The organism is Streptomyces sp. NPDC042201 (assembly GCF_055582185.1).
On record NZ_JBVJDS010000008.1, the window covers coordinates 70,229 to 88,557 of the forward strand.

Annotated in this window: 17 protein-coding genes; 12 read left to right on the forward strand and 5 right to left on the reverse strand. The window is 71.0% G+C overall.

Translation table 11 applies throughout. The features are described from left to right. The first annotated feature begins 24 nt into the window (after nucleotides 1–24). The 4 genes from rpsK to truA all read left to right on the forward strand — a co-directional run bounded on the left by rpsK (nucleotide 25) and on the right by truA (nucleotide 3,132). Nucleotides 25–429: a 30S ribosomal protein S11 gene (gene rpsK / locus ACZ6MZ_RS20475; protein ID WP_003956432.1), complete on the forward strand. Its 405-nt coding sequence runs from the start codon at nucleotides 25–27 to the stop codon at nucleotides 427–429. A 127-nt stretch (nucleotides 430–556) separates the two neighbouring features. Next, entirely contained in the window at nucleotides 557–1,579 is a 1,023-nt protein-coding gene (locus ACZ6MZ_RS20480; protein ID WP_146481858.1) for a DNA-directed RNA polymerase subunit alpha, read from the forward strand. Between the two features lie 115 nt (nucleotides 1,580–1,694). Next, entirely contained in the window at nucleotides 1,695–2,195 is a 501-nt protein-coding gene (gene rplQ / locus ACZ6MZ_RS20485; protein WP_384188858.1) for a 50S ribosomal protein L17, read from the forward strand. Nucleotides 2,196–2,268: 73 nt separating this feature from the next. Next, a complete protein-coding gene (gene truA, locus ACZ6MZ_RS20490) occupies nucleotides 2,269–3,132 on the forward strand; it encodes a tRNA pseudouridine(38-40) synthase TruA (protein WP_469353406.1) in 864 nt (287 codons plus the stop codon). Between the two features lie 60 nt (nucleotides 3,133–3,192). On the opposite strand, the gene ACZ6MZ_RS20495 is transcribed toward truA, so the two are convergent. Next, entirely contained in the window at nucleotides 3,193–4,149 is a 957-nt protein-coding gene (locus ACZ6MZ_RS20495; RefSeq protein WP_469353407.1) for a hypothetical protein, read from the reverse strand. A gap of 94 nt (nucleotides 4,150–4,243) precedes the next feature. On the opposite strand from ACZ6MZ_RS20495, the gene ACZ6MZ_RS20500 reads away from it, so the two are divergent. The 4 genes from ACZ6MZ_RS20500 (at nucleotide 4,244) to glmM (ending at nucleotide 8,688) form a co-directional block, all read left to right on the forward strand. After that, nucleotides 4,244–5,863, forward strand: coding sequence for an ABC-F family ATP-binding cassette domain-containing protein (locus ACZ6MZ_RS20500; protein WP_389788538.1), 1,620 nt, complete (start codon nucleotides 4,244–4,246; stop codon nucleotides 5,861–5,863). A gap of 252 nt (nucleotides 5,864–6,115) precedes the next feature. Then, the gene (rplM, locus tag ACZ6MZ_RS20505; protein WP_384188850.1) at nucleotides 6,116–6,559 is read left to right on the forward strand and encodes a 50S ribosomal protein L13; all 444 of its coding nucleotides are present in this window, start codon (nucleotides 6,116–6,118) and stop codon (nucleotides 6,557–6,559) included. A gap of 42 nt (nucleotides 6,560–6,601) precedes the next feature. Further along, the gene (gene rpsI / locus ACZ6MZ_RS20510) at nucleotides 6,602–7,129 is read left to right on the forward strand and encodes a 30S ribosomal protein S9 (protein WP_389791180.1); all 528 of its coding nucleotides are present in this window, start codon (nucleotides 6,602–6,604) and stop codon (nucleotides 7,127–7,129) included. A 191-nt stretch (nucleotides 7,130–7,320) separates the two neighbouring features. After that, nucleotides 7,321–8,688 (forward strand): phosphoglucosamine mutase, encoded by a 1,368-nt coding sequence (gene glmM / locus ACZ6MZ_RS20515; protein WP_389676118.1) that lies wholly within the window; start codon nucleotides 7,321–7,323, stop codon nucleotides 8,686–8,688. A 56-nt stretch (nucleotides 8,689–8,744) separates the two neighbouring features. On the opposite strand, the gene ACZ6MZ_RS20520 is transcribed toward glmM, so the two are convergent. The 3 genes from ACZ6MZ_RS20520 to ACZ6MZ_RS20530 are packed head-to-tail and all read right to left on the reverse strand — an operon-like array spanning nucleotide 8,745 to nucleotide 12,697. Next, complete coding sequence (locus tag ACZ6MZ_RS20520) at nucleotides 8,745–9,707, reverse strand: DUF389 domain-containing protein (RefSeq protein WP_469353409.1); 963 nt, start codon at nucleotides 9,705–9,707, stop codon at nucleotides 8,745–8,747. A gap of 51 nt (nucleotides 9,708–9,758) precedes the next feature. Continuing rightward, complete coding sequence (gene coaA, locus ACZ6MZ_RS20525) at nucleotides 9,759–10,754, reverse strand: type I pantothenate kinase (protein ID WP_469353411.1); 996 nt, start codon at nucleotides 10,752–10,754, stop codon at nucleotides 9,759–9,761. Next, a complete protein-coding gene (locus ACZ6MZ_RS20530; RefSeq protein ID WP_469353413.1) occupies nucleotides 10,751–12,697 on the reverse strand; it encodes a hypothetical protein in 1,947 nt (648 codons plus the stop codon). Before ACZ6MZ_RS20530 ends, coaA begins: the two co-directional genes overlap by 4 nt. Before the next feature lie 149 nt (nucleotides 12,698–12,846). On the opposite strand from ACZ6MZ_RS20530, the gene glmS reads away from it, so the two are divergent. Genes glmS through ACZ6MZ_RS20545 form a run of 3 tightly spaced genes read left to right on the forward strand, consistent with a single transcriptional unit; the run spans nucleotide 12,847 to nucleotide 16,584 of the window. Beyond that, entirely contained in the window at nucleotides 12,847–14,694 is a 1,848-nt protein-coding gene (gene glmS, locus ACZ6MZ_RS20535) for a glutamine--fructose-6-phosphate transaminase (isomerizing) (protein WP_384336268.1), read from the forward strand. Nucleotides 14,695–14,753: 59 nt separating this feature from the next. Beyond that, nucleotides 14,754–15,122: a holo-ACP synthase gene (locus ACZ6MZ_RS20540; protein WP_384188837.1), complete on the forward strand. Its 369-nt coding sequence runs from the start codon at nucleotides 14,754–14,756 to the stop codon at nucleotides 15,120–15,122. Nucleotides 15,123–15,141: 19 nt separating this feature from the next. Further along, nucleotides 15,142–16,584 (forward strand): NAD(P)H-hydrate dehydratase, encoded by a 1,443-nt coding sequence (locus ACZ6MZ_RS20545; RefSeq protein ID WP_469353416.1) that lies wholly within the window; start codon nucleotides 15,142–15,144, stop codon nucleotides 16,582–16,584. A 109-nt stretch (nucleotides 16,585–16,693) separates the two neighbouring features. Here the strand turns inward: ACZ6MZ_RS20545 and ACZ6MZ_RS20550 are convergent, their stop codons facing one another. Further along, nucleotides 16,694–16,897 carry a cold-shock protein gene (locus ACZ6MZ_RS20550; RefSeq protein ID WP_384188833.1) on the reverse strand — a complete coding sequence of 68 codons (204 nt, stop codon included), beginning with the start codon at nucleotides 16,895–16,897 and terminating at the stop codon, nucleotides 16,694–16,696. Between the two features lie 157 nt (nucleotides 16,898–17,054). Between ACZ6MZ_RS20550 and alr the strand changes: the two genes are divergently transcribed. Beyond that, nucleotides 17,055–18,281, forward strand: a complete 1,227-nt coding sequence (gene alr / locus ACZ6MZ_RS20555) for an alanine racemase (RefSeq protein WP_469353734.1) — start codon at nucleotides 17,055–17,057, stop codon at nucleotides 18,279–18,281. Nucleotides 18,282–18,329: the final 48 nt, after the last annotated feature.

The window sequence follows — 18,329 nt, forward strand, 5'->3', positions numbered from 1 at the left end:
CCACCTCCACGCAGGAGTAAAGACATGCCTCCTAAGGGCCGTCAGGGCGCAGCCAAGAAGGTGCGCCGCAAGGAAAAGAAGAACGTCGCTCATGGGCACGCCCACATCAAGAGCACGTTCAACAACACGATCGTCTCGATCACGGACCCCTCGGGCAACGTGATCTCCTGGGCCTCCGCCGGCCATGTCGGCTTCAAGGGCTCGCGTAAGTCCACTCCCTTCGCCGCGCAGATGGCCGCCGAGTCGGCTGCCCGTCGCGCGCAGGAGCACGGCATGCGCAAGGTCGACGTCTTCGTCAAGGGCCCCGGCTCCGGCCGTGAGACCGCGATCCGCTCCCTCCAGGCCACCGGCCTCGAGGTGGGTTCGATCCAGGACGTCACCCCCACCCCGCACAACGGCTGCCGCCCTCCGAAGCGCCGCCGCGTCTGACCCTGTCCCCGTCGCCGGGGCAGCAGGGCTGGATTGACACGGGCGGTACGGCGCTTCGGTGCCGTACCGCCCGTACCCTTGTTTCGTTGGCATCAAATAGTGGGTGCCAAGACTGGAGGCATTTCTCATGCTTATCGCTCAGCGTCCTTCGCTGACCGAAGAGGTCGTCGACGAATACCGCTCGCGGTTCGTCATCGAGCCGCTGGAGCCGGGCTTCGGCTACACGCTCGGTAACTCTCTGCGTCGTACGCTCCTCTCCTCGATCCCCGGTGCGGCTGTCACCAGCATCCGGGTCGACGGTGTCCTGCACGAGTTCACCACCGTGCCGGGCGTCAAGGAGGACGTCACCGACCTCATCCTCAACATCAAGCAGCTGGTCGTCTCCTCGGAGCACGACGAGCCGGTCGTGATGTACCTGCGCAAGCAGGGCCCCGGCCTGGTCACCGCTGCTGACATCGCCCCGCCGGCCGGTGTCGAGGTCCACAACCCGGACCTCGTGCTGGCGACGCTGAACGGCAAGGGCAAGCTGGAGATGGAGCTGACCGTCGAGCGCGGTCGCGGCTATGTCTCCGCCGTGCAGAACAAGCAGGTGGGCCAGGAGATCGGCCGTATTCCGGTCGACTCCATCTACTCCCCGGTGCTCAAGGTCACGTACAAGGTCGAGGCGACCCGTGTCGAGCAGCGCACCGACTTCGACAAGCTGATCGTCGATGTCGAGACCAAGCAGGCCATGCGGCCGCGCGACGCCATGGCGTCCGCCGGTAAGACGCTGGTCGAGCTGTTCGGTCTGGCGCGCGAGCTCAACATCGACGCCGAGGGCATCGACATGGGTCCGTCCCCGACGGACGCCGCGCTCGCCGCCGATCTCGCCCTGCCGATCGAGGAGCTGGAGCTCACCGTTAGGTCGTACAACTGCCTCAAGCGCGAGGGCATCCACTCCGTGGGTGAGCTCGTGGCGCGTTCCGAGGCCGACCTGCTCGACATCCGTAACTTCGGTGCGAAGTCGATCGACGAGGTCAAGGCGAAGCTGGCCGGCATGGGCCTGGCGCTCAAGGACAGCCCGCCCGGATTCGACCCGACCGCCGCGGCGGACGCCTTCGGCGCGGACGACGACGCGGACGCCGGTTTCGTGGAGACCGAGCAGTACTGAGCTCCGCGTCCGGCACCGTCCGGACCGGCTTGATTTCTCTTCCGCGGGGCGGCCGCCTCGCGGGAACTGACATCGGTACCTGACACGGCCGGTGCAGATATGAAGGAGTAACACCATGCCGAAGCCCGCCAAGGGCGCCCGTCTGGGCGGCAGCGCTGCGCACGAGAAGCTGCTTCTCGCGAACCTCGCGAAGTCGCTCTTCGAGCACGGCCGCATCACCACGACCGAGGCCAAGGCCCGCCGCCTGCGCCCGATCGCGGAGCGCTTCATCACCAAGGCGAAGAAGGGCGACATCCACAACCGTCGCCAGGTGCTGCAGTCGATCACGGACAAGAGCGTCATCCACACGCTCTTCACCGAGATCGCCCCGCGGTACGAGAACCGCCCCGGTGGTTACACGCGCATCACCAAGATCGGCAACCGTCGTGGCGACAACGCCCCGATGGCGGTCATCGAGCTGGTCGAGGCCCTGACCGTGGCGCAGGAAGCCACCGGTGAGGCCGAGGCGGCGACGAAGCGCGCGGTCAAGGAAGACGCCCTCAAGAAGGACGAGGCTCCGGCCGAGACCGTCGAGGACGCCAAGCCGGCCGCCGAGGCCGAGTCCAAGGACGCCTGAGCGTTCTGACGGCTGATGGACGGGCCCGCTCCCTCACGGGGGCGGGCCCGTTCCGCTTTGAGAGGATCGACAGGTGAGCGAGGACATCGAGGGCCCCGCGCCCGGACACGTACGGGTGCGGCTGGATCTCTCGTACGACGGCAGGGACTTCTCCGGCTGGGCGAAGCAGAAGACCCGGCGCACCGTCCAGGGGGAGATCGAGGACGCGCTGCGTACGGTGACACGGTCCTCGCGGACGTACGACCTGACGGTCGCCGGGCGCACGGACGCCGGGGTGCACGCGCGGGGGCAGGTCGCGCATGTGGACCTGCCCGACGAGGTGTGGGCCGAGCACCAGGAGCGGCTGCTGCGGCGGCTCGCGGGGCGGCTGGGGCACGACGTACGGGTCTGGCGGGTGGCGGAGGCCCCCACGGGCTTCAACGCGCGGTTCTCGGCGAGCTGGCGGCGTTACGCGTACCGGGTGGTGGACCACCCCGGCGGCGTGGATCCGTTGCTGCGTGGTCATGTGCTGTGGCACGACTGGCCGTTGGACGTGGCGGCGATGAACGCGGCGTCGGCCGGGCTGCTGGGCGAGCACGACTTCGCGGCGTACTGCAAGCGGCGCGAGGGCGCGACGACGATCCGTACGCTCCAGAAGCTGGAGTGGCAGCGGGACGCGCACGGAGTGATCACCGCGACCGTGCGGGCGGACGCCTTCTGCCACAACATGGTGCGCTCGCTGGTGGGCGCGCTGCTGTTCGTGGGGGACGGGCACCGGCCCGTGGAGTGGCCGGCGAAGGTGCTGGCCGCGGGGGTGCGTGACTCGGCGGTGCATGTCGTACGGCCGCACGGGCTGACGCTGGAGGAAGTCGGCTACCCGGCCGACGCGTTGCTGGGCGCGCGCAATCGTGAGGCCCGCAACAAGCGGACGCTGGGCGGCGGGGCCGGCTGCTGCTGAGGCCGGGGGCGCCGTCGGTTCGAAGGACGGCGGTGTCGGTGGGGCCGGCCGCGGCCGGCCCTACTGCTCGACCGGGGCCGTCGCCGCGGCCGAGGCCTGGGTCTTGCCGCGCTGGTGGATCTGACGGAAGGTGAACTCCGCTATGTCGTCACCGGTGGTGAAGACGTCCTTGCTCGCCTTCGTGACGTTCGTGCCGTCGGTGAAGCCGCCGACCGTGAAGTAGACGTACCTGCCGTACGAGTTGGTGGTCTTGCGGCAGACCGAGGGGGCCCGGCAGAACGTCCCGACGCCGGCCCCGGAGAGCGAGGCCAGCCCGCCCGTGCGCTGGTCCACCTCGTTCTTGGCCTTCAGCGCCTGCGCCTCCTTCTCGAAGACCGCGACACCGATGGTGACGGCGACGCCGTCCTTGCTGTACGTGGCGCGGATGACCCGGTCGCAGCTGTTGGAGGCGAGGACGGAGCCGAGCGTGCCCTGCGTCGCCGCGGCGCAGTTGGTGGTGTTGCTCGTGGCGCCCTTCTGGTAGACGCGGCTGCCCATCGTGAGCTTCCGGCCGGGGAAGAGGGTGTCGGCGCTCAGCGGCGCCTTGTCCTTGTCGGCGCTGGAGACGAAGTCCTTGGGGTTCGGCGGCGGCAGCGGCGCGACCGAGGAGAAGGACGGCTCGGGCTCGGCGGACTCGCTCGGCAGCTCGGTGGGGGCGGCCGGTTCCGTCGCGTTCTTGTCCGAGGCGCGGTCGTCGCCGCCGCCGTCCATGAAGACGACGGCGGTCGCCACGATCGCGGCGACCGTGACGGTCGCGAGCACACCGCCGCCGATCAGCGTCCAGCGCTTGCGGCGGGTGCGTGAGGCGGAAGCGTCCGCCAGTGCCGCCCAGTCGGGTGTCTGCGATCCGTACGGGTCCGGTGATCCGTGCGGGTTCTGGGATCCGTACGGGTCCTGCGGTCCGTGCTGCGATCCGTACGGATCCTGCCCCGGTGAACCGGAGCCGCCCCAGGGTGGTCCCCCTTGCCCAAAGCTCATGCCGCGCAGTTTACGGCGGGGGTGGACGGGCCTGTACCGGGGTGCGGGAGAAAACGTTTGGGCGTTGGCGACGCCTGCACCGACAATGCCGGACATGGGACATCTAGAGGCAGCGCACCTGGAGTACTACCTCCCCGACGGACGGGTGCTGCTCGGCGACGCCTCGTTCCGGGTGGGAGAAGGCGCCGTCGTCGCCCTGGTCGGGGGCAACGGCGCGGGCAAGACGACACTGCTGCGGCTGATCGCGGGGGAGCTGCAGCCGCACGGCGGCACGGTGAGGGTCAGCGGCGGGCTCGGCGTGATGTCGCAGTTCGTGGGATCGGTGCGCGACGAGCGTACGGTCCGTGACCTGCTGGTCTCCGTCGCACAGCCACGGATCCGGCAGGCGGCGGCCGCCGTCGACGAGGCCGAGCAGGGGATCATGACCGTCGACGACGAGGCCGCGCAGATGCGGTACGCGCAGGCGCTGAGCGACTGGGCGGAGGCGCGCGGGTACGAGGCCGAGACGGTCTGGGACATGTGCACGACGGCGGCGCTGGGTGTCCCGTACGAGAAGGCGCAGTGGCGCGAGCTGCGCACGCTCAGCGGCGGCGAGCAGAAGCGGCTGGTGCTGGAGGCGCTGCTGCGCGGGCCCGACGAGGTGCTGCTGCTCGACGAGCCGGACAACTATCTGGACGTGCCCGGCAAGCGCTGGCTGGAGGAGCGGCTGAAGGAGACCCGTAAGACGGTCCTCTTCGTCTCCCACGACCGGGAGCTGCTGGCCACGGCGGCGGAGAAGATCGTGAGCGTCGAGCCCGGTCCGGCCGGCTCGGACGTATGGGTGCACGGCGCCGGGTTCGATACGTACCACGCGGCGCGCAAGGAGCGCTTCGCGCGCTTCGAGGAGCTGAAGCGGCGCTGGGACGAGGAGCACGCCCGGCTGAAGGCGCTGGTGCTGCGGCTGCGGCAGCAGGCGGCGATCAGCCCCGACATGGCCTCGCGCTACCGGGCGATGCAGACGCGCTTCAAGAAGTTCGAGGAGGCGGGGCCGCCGCCGGAGCCGCCGCGCGAGCAGGAGATCACCATGCGGCTGCGTGGCGGGCGCACCGGGGTGCGGGCCGTGACCTGCAAGGACCTGGAGCTGACCGGCCTGATGAAGCCGTTCTCGCTGGAGATCTACTACGGCGAGCGCGTGGCCGTCCTCGGGTCGAACGGCTCCGGGAAGTCCCACTTCCTGCGGCTGCTGGCCGGGGAGGACGTCCGGCACGGCGGGGAGTGGAAGCTGGGCGCGCGGGTCGTCCCCGGGCACTTCGCGCAGACACACGCCCACCCCGAGCTGCTGGGACGGACGCTCGTCGACATCCTGTGGACGGAGCACGCCAAGGACCGGGGCGGCGCGATGAGCGTGCTGCGCCGGTACGAGATGGAGCGCCAGGGCGACCAGCCCTTCGAGAAGCTCTCGGGCGGGCAGCAGGCGCGCTTCCAGATCCTGCTGCTGGAGCTGCGGGGCACGACGGCGCTGCTGCTGGACGAGCCGACGGACAACCTCGACCTGGAGTCCGCGGAGGCCCTTCAGGAGGGGCTGGAGGTGTACGAGGGCACGGTGCTCGCGGTCACCCACGACCGCTGGTTCGCCCGCACCTTCGACCGGTATCTTGTGTTCGGCTCCGACGGAGTCGTACGGGAGACGCCGGAGCCGGTCTGGGACGAGCGACGCGTGGTGCGCGCCCGCTAGGGACCTGGTCCCCGTCCCGGACAGGACCTGGTCCCTGTCATTTTGACCCAGGTGGGGGAGCCCGGGTATTCTGCTGGTTCGTTATGCGTATTGGCTTGTTCATTCTCACGTGATGGGCCCTTACGCCGGTCCGCCGGGCCGATGACCAGCGGCAGGCAGCGGGTTGCGTCCCCGTATGCCAGCCAGGGCTGTCGTGATCGTCCAGGTGGCCTTGTCAGGACCCATTCACTGAAGAAGCGAAGGCATACGACCGTGCGTACGTACAGCCCCAAGCCCGGCGATGTGACGCGCCAGTGGCACATCATCGACGCGCAGGACATCGTCCTGGGCCGTCTGGCGACCACTGCCGCATCCCTTCTCCGGGGTAAGCACAAGCCGATCTATGCACCCCACGTCGACACTGGTGACTTCGTCATCATCATCAACGCGGAGAAGGTGCACCTGTCCGGCAACAAGCGGACCCAGAAGATGGCGTACCGCCACTCGGGTTACCCGGGTGGTCTGCGTTCCGTCCGCTACGACGAGCTGCTGGCCAAGAACCCCGAGAAGGCTGTGGAAAAGGCCATCAAGGGAATGATCCCGAAGAACACCCTGGGTCGTCAGATGCTCTCGAAGCTGAAGATCTACGCGGGCGACCAGCACCCGCACGCTGCTCAGCAGCCGGTCCCGTTCGAGATCACCCAGGTCGCGCAGTAGTTCCGGCCACCCCCTAAGACGAAAAGAAATCTGAGGAGCATCGTGGCCGAGTCCACTGTTGAGAACCCCGTCGAAGGCGCCGAGGTCGAAGAGACCTTCGCCGAGGTGACGACCTTCGAGTCGGAGACCCCCGTCGAGGGTGAGTACACCTCCGAGTCCCTGGCGTCCCGCTTCGGCGACCCCCAGCCGGCCGCCGGCCTGGGCCGCCGCAAGAACGCCATCGCCCGCGTCCGGATCGTCCCGGGCACCGGCAAGTGGAAGATCAACGGTCGCACCCTTGAGGAGTACTTCCCCAACAAGGTGCACCAGCAGGCTGTCAACGAGCCCTTCAAGGTGCTCGAGCTCGACAACCGCTACGACGTCGTCGCCCGTATCTCGGGTGGCGGCGTCTCCGGCCAGGCCGGCGCGCTGCGCCTCGGCGTGGCCCGCTCGCTGAACGAGGCGGACGTGGACAACAACCGCGCCCCGCTGAAGAAGGCCGGCTTCCTGAGCCGCGACGACCGCGCGGTCGAGCGCAAGAAGGCCGGTCTCAAGAAGGCCCGTAAGGCCCCGCAGTACAGCAAGCGCTAGTCGCTCGCTGGCCGGTACAGGCTCTCAACGCCTCTACGGCACCCGAACGCCCCGGCGGCACTCCGTGCTGCCGGGGCGTTCGTTTATCGGTCGACTCGGGCGTATAACAGCATCAGGCGCTCAAGAGTTTGCATTTTCGGAGCATTTTCGTTCGGAGCGGTTCAGCTCTGGGCGTTTTCGGAGGGAGAGCTGTGGGACGACTCTTCGGCACGGACGGTGTGCGCGGTGTCGCCAACGCTGATCTGACGGCAGAGCTGGCGCTCGGTCTGTCGGTCGCGGCGGCGCATGTGCTCGCCGAGGTGGGGACGTTCGAGGGGCATCGGCCCACGGCGGTGGTCGGGCGTGATCCCCGGGCCTCCGGCGAATTCCTGGAGGCCGCCGTGGTGGCGGGTCTCGCGAGCGCGGGCGTGGACGTCCTGCGCGTCGGTGTGCTGCCCACCCCCGCGGTGGCGTATCTCACCGGGGTGCTGGGCGCCGACCTCGGCGTGATGCTGTCCGCGAGCCACAACGCCATGCCCGACAACGGCATCAAGTTCTTCGCCCGGGGCGGGCACAAGCTCGCCGACGAGCTGGAGGACCGGATCGAGGCCGCGTACCTGGAGAACACGGTGCACCGCACCGGGGCCCCCTGGACCAGGCCGACCGGGGCGGGCGTCGGCCGGGTCCGCTCGTACGACGAAGGTTTCGATCAATATGTGGCACATCTGATCGGTGTGCTGCCGAACCGGCTCGACGGGCTCACGGTCGTCCTGGACGAGGCGCACGGCGCTGCCGCCCGGGTCTCGCCCGAGGCCTTCGCCCGGGCCGGCGCCGAGGTCATCACGATCGGCGCTGAGCCGGACGGGTTGAATATCAACGACGGATGCGGCTCCACGCATCTGGGCCAGCTGAAGGCCGCGGTCGTCGAGCACGGCGCGCACTTCGGCATCGCCCACGACGGCGACGCGGACCGCTGTCTGGCCGTGGACGCGGCGGGCGAGGAGGTCGACGGCGACCAGATCCTCGCCGTGCTGGCCCTGGCGATGCGCGAGGCGGGCACGCTGCGCGGCGACGCGGTGGTCGGGACGGTCATGTCCAACCTCGGCTTCAAGATCGCGATGGAGCGCGAGGGCATTCACCTCGTCGAGACCGCGGTCGGCGACCGGTACGTACTGGAGTCGATGAAGGAGCACGGCTACGCCCTCGGCGGTGAGCAGTCGGGCCATGTCATCGTCCTCGACCACGCGACGACCGGCGACGGCACGCTGACCGGCCTGATGCTGGCGGCCCGGGTCGCCGCGACCGGCCGTACGCTGGCCGACCTCGCGGCCGTCATGGAGCGGCTGCCCCAGGTGCTGATCAATGTGCCCGACGTCGACAAGTCGCGGGTGAAGACGTCTGCGGAACTGGCCGCGGCGGTCGCCGAGTCCGAACGCGAACTGGGCTCCACGGGCCGGGTCCTGCTGCGCCCGTCGGGTACGGAGCCGCTGGTACGGGTCATGGTCGAGGCGGCGGACATCGACCAGGCGAGGTCGGTGGCGAGCCGGCTGGCGGACGCCGTCAAGTCGGCGCTGGGCTGACCCGCGCGGGAGCGCTGAGCTGAACCGCGAGCGGGAGCGCCCCGGCCGGACAGGACCTAAAACCTCTTGGACGCCGGGGTGCCGTCGCGGCGTATACGGCCCTGCTGGGTCGCCCAGAGCGCCTTCTGTACGAGCAGGGTGAGCGTCCCGGCGACCACGATGCCCGCGAGGTTCAGCAGCAGCTGGCTGGTGGAGCCCCAGACCTGGGCGAACTCGCCGTAGCCGAGCGCGACCGCCGCGTTGGCGGCCGCCGGGACCGTCGTCACCGAGATGGCGACCCCCACCAGCAGGCCCGACTTCGCCGAGGTCAGCGAGAGCATCCCGGCCACGCCCGCGAGCCCCGCGACCACGACCGAGAACATGTCCGGGTTCCAGATGAACGCGGTGTTCGGCCGGTCGGCCTCCAGCATCGACTCCGTGAAGAGCCCGAAGGCGTCCATCAGCAGGCTGAAGCCGGTCGTCAGCGCTATCGCCAGGGCGAACCCGGCGATCAGCGCGACCAGCGAGCGCCACACCAGCAGCGGGGCGCGCCGCACCACCGCCGTACAGACCCCGGCCAGCGGGCCGAACTCCGGTCCCACGGCCATCGCGCCCACGATCAGGATCGCGTTGTCCATCACCACACCGCAGGCCGCGATCATCGTCGCGAGGGTGAGGAACGCCAGATAGGTGAAGGAGAGCGTGGACTCCTCGTGGGTCGCCTCCGCCAGCTGCTCCCACAGCACGGCGTCGGCGCCCTCGCCCGGAGCCTCTTCCTCCGCCTTGTCGGCCCGCTGGGACAGCGACAGATCGATGTTCTCCACGGCGATCGACCCGGACTCGTCGATCCCGAGGGCGCGCAGCTCGGCGATCAGCTCGTCGCCCGCCTCGCGCGCCACGTCGCACATGACCAGATCGCCCCGCGGATCGCGCGAGGCGCCGGGCACGACGGCGAGATGCGCGGTGCCGACGGTCCGCTCCACCGCCCGCAGGACCTCGTCGGTGCGGTCGGCGGGTACGAGCAGACGCAGATGCAGCACGCCGACGGCTCCTCGAAGTGCGAAGTGTGCGGGATTCGGAGATGCGGGGATTCAGAGTTTGCGCAGAGACAGCCGCTGGACCTTGTGGTCCGGGCCCTTGCGCAGGACCAGGGTGGCGCGGCCCCGCGTCGGGGCCACATTTTCCAGCAGATTGGGCTTGTTGATGGTCCGCCACATCGTACGGGCGTAGTCCAGGGCCTCTTCCTCGGAGACCTGGGTGTACTTCCTGAAGTACGAGAAGGGGTTCTGGAAGGCCGTCTCGCGCAGCCTGCGGAACCGGTTGAGATACCAGGTCTCGATGTCCTCGGCGCGGGCGTCCACGTACACACTGAAGTCGAAGTAGTCGGCGAGCCCGACCCGCGTCCTGCCGTCCTTGCCCGGCAGCGCGGGCTGGAGGACGTTGAGCCCTTCGACGATGAGGATGTCCGGCCGCCGTACGGTGAGCAGTTCGCCGGGCACGATGTCGTAGATCAGATGTGAGTAGACGGGCGCGGTGACCTCGTCCTTGCCGGCCTTGATGTCGGCGACGAACCGGGTCAGGGCCCGCCGGTCGTACGACTCCGGGAAGCCCTTGCGCGACATCAGGCCGCGCGACTCCAGCTCCTTCATCGGGAGCAGGAAGCCGTCGGTGGTGACGAGTTCGACCCGGGGATGCTCGGGCCAGCGCGCCAGCAGCGCCTGCAACAGCCGCGCGACGGTGGACTTCCCGACGGCCACACTGCCCGCGACCCCTATGACGAAGGGCGTGCCGCGCTGGGCGCCGTGCCCGTTGCCCGCGTCGCCGAGGAAGGTGTTCAGCGCGCCCCGCAGCCCGGCCGTGGCCTGGACATAGAGATTGAGCAGCCGGGAGAGCGGCAGATAGACGTCCCGTACCTCGTCGAGGTCGATGACATCGCCGAGCCCGCGCAGCTGTTCGACCTCCTCGGCGGTCAGCGGCAGCGGAGTCTTGTCCCGCAGCGCGCTCCACTCGGCGCGGGTGAGGTCGACGTACGGGGTCGGCCCGTGCTCGCCCCGGCGCTGGGGGTTTCGTATGGGCAAACTGATCACGCAGCCATTGTCGGGGCTACGGGGCGGTTGTGGATGGTGTGCTGGGTCACGTGGCCGAGCCCTGCGGCGGCCGGCCGGTCCCGCTGCCGCCAGGCCCTGGTGAGTTGGGACGCCAGCCAGAGCGTGGCGATCGTGGTCAGGGCGGAGCGGAGCAGCCCGATGTCGGGGGACCACCAGGCGTAGGCCGTGGCGGGGAGGAAGACCAGCAGGCCCAGGACGCGCGGGAGCCACCAGCGGCGGGGGCGGGGGAAGACCGGCTGTGGCGGGGGAGGGGGATGGCCCGGTTCTGTGGAGAGGGTGTCCCTGATGCCGGCCAGCACCCCGCGCCGGACGAGGACCTGGGCGCCCGGCAGCGCGGTGAGGACCTCGTCCTGTTCGCCGAAGTCCGGTGGGAGCGGGGGCAGGCCGAGGGCCGCCACCAGCGCGCTCTGCCGGCGGGCGGGGTCGTCCGAGCCGCGGAGCAGCCGGGTGAGCGGGCGCGGGTCGGCGATGGAGTAGACCGTGGCGAGCGTACGGGCCGTGGCGGCGGCCGTCGCGAGGTCGGGGACCGGCGCCGCCGGATCCCACTCGTGGTCGGCGACCGTCCTGCCCTTGTGCAGCAGGGTGAAGCCGTGCCGGTCCGCGGTTCTGCGCAGGACGAGCGCGGGCCAGCGCTCGCCGGTGGTGAAGCTGTCGGCCGCGGCGGTGAGGCGTTCCTCGCCGAGGAGCGTCGCGCGTTTGCCGGGGGAGGCGTCGGCGGCCAGCTCGACGTACGACGTGCTGCCGGGCGCCGGGGCGATCCGCAGCCGCACGCCGCACAGCAGCGCCGCCTCCGCGACCTTGTGGGGCGGTGCGCCGACCAGGGCCAGGGAGCGCGGGGCGTGGTGGCGGTACGGGACCTGGGCCGGTACGTCCGGGGTCTTCGGTGTCGAGAAGAACGGGATCCGCGACGCCACATGCATCCGTACGCCGGTACGGAAGTCCAGGAACTCCTGCCGCGCGTCACCGAAATACGCCCACGGAAGCTCGGTCGCCTGCACGCCCACCGCCCGGAACTGCTCCAGCGCCTCGTCGTGCCGGCCCGCGAGGATCAGCATCAGGGCGAGGTGGTTGCGTACGCCCGCCGCCTCCGGATCGCCCGGCGGAGAGCCGGCGGACAGGGTCAGCGCCCGTTCGATCGCCGTGTCGATACGGGCCCGTCCGATCGGCCCGTCCGTCGTGCCCCGCCCGGCGCGGTCGGCCACCACGTCGTACTCGACGGCCGCGAGCAGCGGCAGGGCGTGCAGCTTCGACCCCGGCAGCGCCCCCTGCGCGGCGCGTTCCGCGAAGTCGAACATCTCCTCGTGCGAGCCGTACCACTTGTCGCACAGGTACTGCATCGCCGCCAGATGGCAGCCGTAGTGGTGCGGGGCGCGGAGCGTGGCCTCCGTCCAGTACGCGTCGAAGACCTCGCGCGGCGCCTGGCTGCCCCGCGCGTGCGTCAGCGCCACCTGCCACGGCACCGGATCGGCCGGATTCAGCTCGGCCGCGGCCCCGATCACCGGCGCCGCGTCGTCCAGCAGCGCGAAGAACGCCTGGAACTGATCCTTCGGCACATCCTTGGCCCGGGCGCCGGTCCGTATCTCCCACGCCTGCTTGACGCGGAGATCGGCCTTGACCAGTACGGCGTCGGGGTTGTCGGGGTCCTGGGCCAGCCAGCCGTCCAGCCAGCCGGGGTTGTGCAGCGCGCTCTCGGCGAGGCGGGGCACCCAGCTGCCGCGGCGCTCCCACTCGGCGCCCAGACGGGTGGCGGCGAGCAGCTCCCTGGCCGGTCCGTGATCGCCGGCGGAGGCCGCGGTGAGGGCGGCGCGCAGCTCGGGGGCGGCCGGATCGAGGACCACGGCCGCGTCGGGCGGCAGGTCCGCGCCGACGGCCGCGCCGTGGCGGAGCATGCGGGGCAGGGTGAGCAGCGTGCGGAGTGTCACGAAGCCCCATTGAATGCGGTCGGTGGTGGCCGCCACCAGAGGATTTCGATGACGATTTCGACGGTGATCCCGACGGGGATTCCGACGGCGAAACCCTGCCACAGGATGAGTTACGGGGGGCGCGGGGCAGTGCACCGTAGGCTGCCGACATGTGCGGAATCGTGGGTTACGTCGGCGGACAGTCGGCGCTTGATGTGGTCATCGCGGGCCTCAAGCGGCTCGAGTACCGGGGTTACGACTCCGCCGGAGTCGCGGTGCTCGCGGACGGCGGACTGGCCTCGGCGAAGAAGGCGGGCAAGCTCGTCAACCTGGAGAAGGCGCTGGTGGAACGGCCGTTGCCGAGCGGCGTCACCGCGATCGGGCATACCCGGTGGGCCACCCACGGCGGCCCGACCGACGTCAACGCCCACCCGCATCTGGACAACGCCGGGCGCGTGGCCGTCGTACACAACGGGATCATCGAGAACTTCGCGGCGCTGCGGGCCGAGCTGGCAGAGCGCGGCCATGACCTGGAGTCGGAGACCGACACCGAGGTGGTGGCGCATCTGCTCGCCGAGACCTTCTCGTCGTGCGGCGATCTCGCCGAGTCGATGCGGCAGGTGTGCCGGCGCCTCGACGGCGCCTTCACGCTCGTCGCCGTGCACGCGGACGAGCCGGACGTGGTCGTCGGCGCGCGCCGCAACTCCCCGCTCGTGGTCGGCGTCGGCCAGGGCGAGTCCTTCCTCGCCTCGGACGTCGCCGCGTTCATCGCGCATACGCGCTCCGCGATCGAACTGGGCCAGGACCAGGTGGTCGAGCTGCGCAGGGACGGGGTGACCGTCACCGACTTCGACGGCGCGCCGGCCGAGGTCCACTCGTACCACGTGGACTGGGACGCCTCGGCCGCCGAGAAGGGCGGCTACGACTACTTCATGCTCAAGGAGATCGCCGAGCAGCCGAAGGCGGTCGCGGACACGCTGCTCGGGCGGATCGACGCCGAGGGATCGCTGAGGCTCGACGAGGTGCGCATCCCGGCGTCGGTGCTGCGGGAGGCGGACAAGGTCGTGATCGTGGCGTGCGGGACGGCCTTCCACGCCGGGCTCATCGCGAAGTACGCCATCGAGCACTGGACCCGGATGCCGTGCGAGGTGGAGCTCGCGAGTGAGTTCCGCTACCGCGACCCGATCCTGGACCCGCGCACGCTGGTGATCGCGATCTCGCAGTCCGGCGAGACCATGGACACGCTGATGGCGCTGCGGCACGCCCGTGAGCAGGGCGCGAAGGTGCTGGCCATCTGCAATACGAACGGTTCGACGATCCCGCGCGAGTCGGACGCGGTCCTGTACACGCACGCCGGTCCCGAGGTCGCCGTAGCGTCCACCAAGGCGTTCCTGACCCAGTTGGTGGCGTGCTATCTGGTCGCGCTGTATCTGGGGCAGCTGCGCGGCACCAAGTGGGGTGACGAGATCCGGGCCGTCATCCGGGACCTGTCGCGGATCTCCGGCGCGGTGGACCGCGTCCTGGAGACGATGAAGCCGGTACGGGAGCTGGCGCGCTCGCTCGCGGACAAGAAGACGGTGCTGTTCCTGGGCCGCCATGTGGGCTATCCGGTGGCCCTGGAGGGTGCGCTCAAGCTCAAGGAGCTGGCGTACATGCACGCCGAGGGGTTCGCGGCGGGCGAGCTGAAGCACGGTCCCATCGCGCTGATCGAGGAGGATCTGCCGGTGGTGGTGGTCGTACCGTCGCCGCGTGGCCGCTCGGTGCTGCACGACAAGATCGTGTCGAACATCCAGGAGATCAGGGCCAGGGGCGCGCGGACGATCGTGATCGCGGAGGAGGGGGACGAGGCGGTGGTGCCGTACGCGGACCATCTGATCCGTATCCCGGCGACGCCTACGCTGCTCCAGCCGCTGGTCGCGACGGTGCCGTTGCAGGTGTTCGCGTGCGAGCTGGCGACGGCGCGGGGCAACGAGGTGGACCAGCCGAGGAACTTGGCGAAGTCCGTGACGGTGGAGTGAGATACGGAGCGGGGCCGACATGAGGGCGGGAGTGAGGCTGGGGTGAGGGTGGCTGCCGGGTGATTATCGGGGTGGGGATCGACGTGGCGGAGATCGCCCGGTTCGCGGAGTCGTTGCGACGTACGCCGCAGCTGGCCCAACGGCTCTTCGCGGAGAAGGAATTGCTGCTGCCGAGCGGGGAGCGGCGCGGGGTCGCCTCGCTGGCGGCGCGGTTCGCCGCCAAGGAGGCCGTGGCCAAGGCGCTGGGCGCACCCGGCGGGCTGCACTGGACCGATGCCGAGGTGTACGTGGAGGAGAGCGGGCAGCCGCGGCTGCGGGTACGCGGGACGGTGGCGGCGCGCGCGGCCGAGCTGGGCGTACGGAGCTGGCATGTCTCGCTCAGCCACGACGCGGGGGTGGCGTCCGCCGTAGTGATCGCCGAGGGTTGAACGGAGGAGGGCTGACCGCATGCGTACTGCGTACAGCGTGGAGACGGCAAGGAACGCCGAGCGGGAACTGATGGCACGGCTGCCGGAGGGCGCGCTCATGCAGCGCGCCGCCGCCGGTCTCGCCACGGTCTGCGCCGGCCTGCTGCGCCGGGTGTACGGGGCGCGGGTCGTCCTGCTCGCCGGCAGCGGGGACAACGGAGGCGACGCCCTGTACGCCGGGGCCCGGCTGGCCCGCAGGGGCGCCGGGGTGACGGCGGTGCTGCTCGCCCCCGGCCGCGCCCATCCGGCCGGGCTGGCGGCGCTGCTCGGCGCGGGCGGGCGGGTCGCCGATGATCCGTTCGCGGCGCTGGCCGCCGCCGATCTGGTGCTGGACGGCATCACCGGCATCGGCGGACACGGCGGACTGCGCCCGGACGCCGTGCCGGTGGCACGGGCCGCGCACGGCTCCGGGGCGGTGATCGTCGCCGTCGACCTGCCGAGCGGGGTGGAGGCGGGCAGCGGCGAGGTGGCGGGAGAGGCGGTACGCGCGGACGTGACGGTGACGTTCGGTACGTACAAGCCGGGCCTGCTGATCGATCCGGCGCGGGAGTACGCGGGGGCGGTACGGCTCGTGGACATCGGACTCGCACCGCATCTGCCGTCCGTGCCCGAGCTGGAGGCGCTCCAGCACGCGGATGTGGCGCGGCTGCTGCCGGTGCCCACGGGCGAGAGCGACAAGTACCGGCGGGGCGTGGTCGGCATCGTCGCCGGATCCGCGCGCTATCCGGGCGCGGCGGTGCTCGCGGTGGCGGGCGCGCTGCGGGGCGGCGCCGGGGCGGTCCGGTACACCGGGCCGGGCAGCGAGGCGGTGATCGCGCGCTTCCCGGAGACGCTGGTACACGAAGGCCCGCCGTCGAAGGCGGGCCGCGTCCAGGCCTGGGCGGCGGGGCCGGGCCTCGGCGACGGGTCGGAGGCGGAGTCCGCCGTGGCGGACGTGCTGGCCTCGGACGTCCCGGTGCTGGTGGACGCCGACGGCCTGCGGCTGCTGGACGCGGCGACGGTACGCAGCCGTACGGCCCCGACCCTGCTCACCCCGCACGCGGGAGAGGCGGCGGCGCTGCTGGGCGTCCCTCGCGAGGAGGTCGAGTCGGGCCGGCTGACGGCCGTACGGGAACTGGCGGCGCGGTACGGCGCGACGGTGCTGCTGAAGGGCTCGACGACGCTGGTCGCCGACCCGGACCCGGGTGTCCCGGTCCGGGTGAACCCCACCGGCACGCCCTGGCTGGCGACGGCGGGCAGCGGCGACATCCTCTCGGGCCTGTCGGGCTCGCTGCTGGCCTCGGGCCTGGCGGCCCGCGACGCCGCCTCGGTGGCGGCCTATCTCCACGGCCTGGCGGCACGTCTGGCGTCAGGGGGAGCGCCGGTGGCGGCGCACGACGTGGCGGAGAAGCTGCCGGAGGCGTGGGCGAACGTGGCGGGGTGAGCCGGCGGCCACGGAGGGGGCGGGAACGCTCCCCCCGGTCGTCGGATGAGCGCGCACGCGGACACCCGGAGGGTCCTGACTCTCCGGGTGTCGCTGGTGGTGCGATCGGTCAGAGGGCTCGTACCTGCGCGGCCGTCGGACCCTTGGGGCCTTGCGCGACCTCGAACTCGACCCGCTGATTCTCGTCCAGGCTCCGGTATCCATTGCCGATGATCTCGGAGAAATGGACGAACACGTCCGGGGCGCCGCCATCCTGCTGGATGAACCCGAAGCCCTTCTCACCGTTGAACCACTTCACTGTGCCTTGTGCCATCGTCGGTCTCCTCCGAGCAGCATCTGTCAACGCCGCCAGAGATACCCGATACAGGTATCACCCCAAACCCCACTAACCCGGGCGAACGTCCAGATAGACCCCTGCCGCGTCGTCGGCCCCCGGGGGCGGCTCTGAGAGACTGGGCGCGATGACCGAAATGACGCAGACCTCGGCCGGCCTCCGGGCGCGCGCCGAAGTCGATCTCGCCGCCCTGCGGGGCAATGTGCGTGCGCTGCGTGCGCGCGTGGGGCCCGGCACCGCGCTGATGGCTGTCGTGAAGTCCGACGCGTACGGCCACGGCATGGTGCCCGTCGCCCGCGCCGCCCTCGACGCCGGGGCCACCTGGCTGGGAACCGCCACCCCGCACGAGGCGCTCGCCCTGCGGGCCGCGGGCATCCACAGCCGGGTGCTGTGCTGGCTCTGGACGCCCGGCGACCCCTGGCGGGAGGGCATCGAGGCCGGCCTCGACATGTCCGTCAGCGCGATGTGGGCGCTGCGCGAGGTGACCGCCGCCGCGCGCGAGGCGGGCCGCCCGGCCCGGATCCAGCTCAAGGCCGACACCGGCCTCGGCCGCAACGGCTGTCAGCCCGCGGACTGGCCAGGACTCGTCGCCGCCGCCCTCGCCGCGCAGGCCGCCGGCGAGGTCCAGGTCACCGGCCTCTGGTCGCACTTCGCGTGCGCCGACGAACCCGGTCATCCCTCCGTCGCCGCCCAGCTCGACGTGTTCCACGAGATGATCGCGTACGCCGAGAAGGAGGGCATCGAGCCCGAGGTCCGGCACATCGCCAACTCGCCGGCGACCCTCACCGTCCCCGAGTCGCACTTCGATCTCGTACGGACCGGGATCGCCATGTACGGCATCTCGCCCAGCCCGGAGCTGGGCACCCCTCAGGACTTCGGCCTGCGGCCCGTGATGACGCTCTCCGCCTCCGTCGCCCTCGTCAAGCGGGTACCGGAAGGCCATGGCGTCAGCTACGGGCATCACTACCTCACGCCCAGGGAGACCACCCTCGGCCTCATCCCCCTCGGGTACGCCGACGGCATCCCCCGCCATGCCTCGGGCCGTGGGCCCGTCCTGGTCGGCGGGGTCAGGCGGCGGGTGGCCGGGCGGGTGGCCATGGACCAGTTCGTCGTCGACCTCGGCGGCGACACCCCGGAACCGGGCAGCCCCGCCCTCCTCTTCGGCCCCGGCGACCAGGGCGAGCCGAGCGTCGAGGACTGGGCCGAGGCCGCGGACACCATCGCGTACGAGATCGTCACCCGCATCGGCTCCCGCGTCCCGCGCGTCCATCTGAACGAACTCCACCAGCAGACCGGGCAGACCGGGCAGACCGGGCAGACCGGGCCGACCGGGCCGATCGAGCCGATCGAGCGGCCCGAATGAAGAGCCCGAGTGCCCTCTCCCGGGTGAAGCCCAGCACCACGGGGAAGA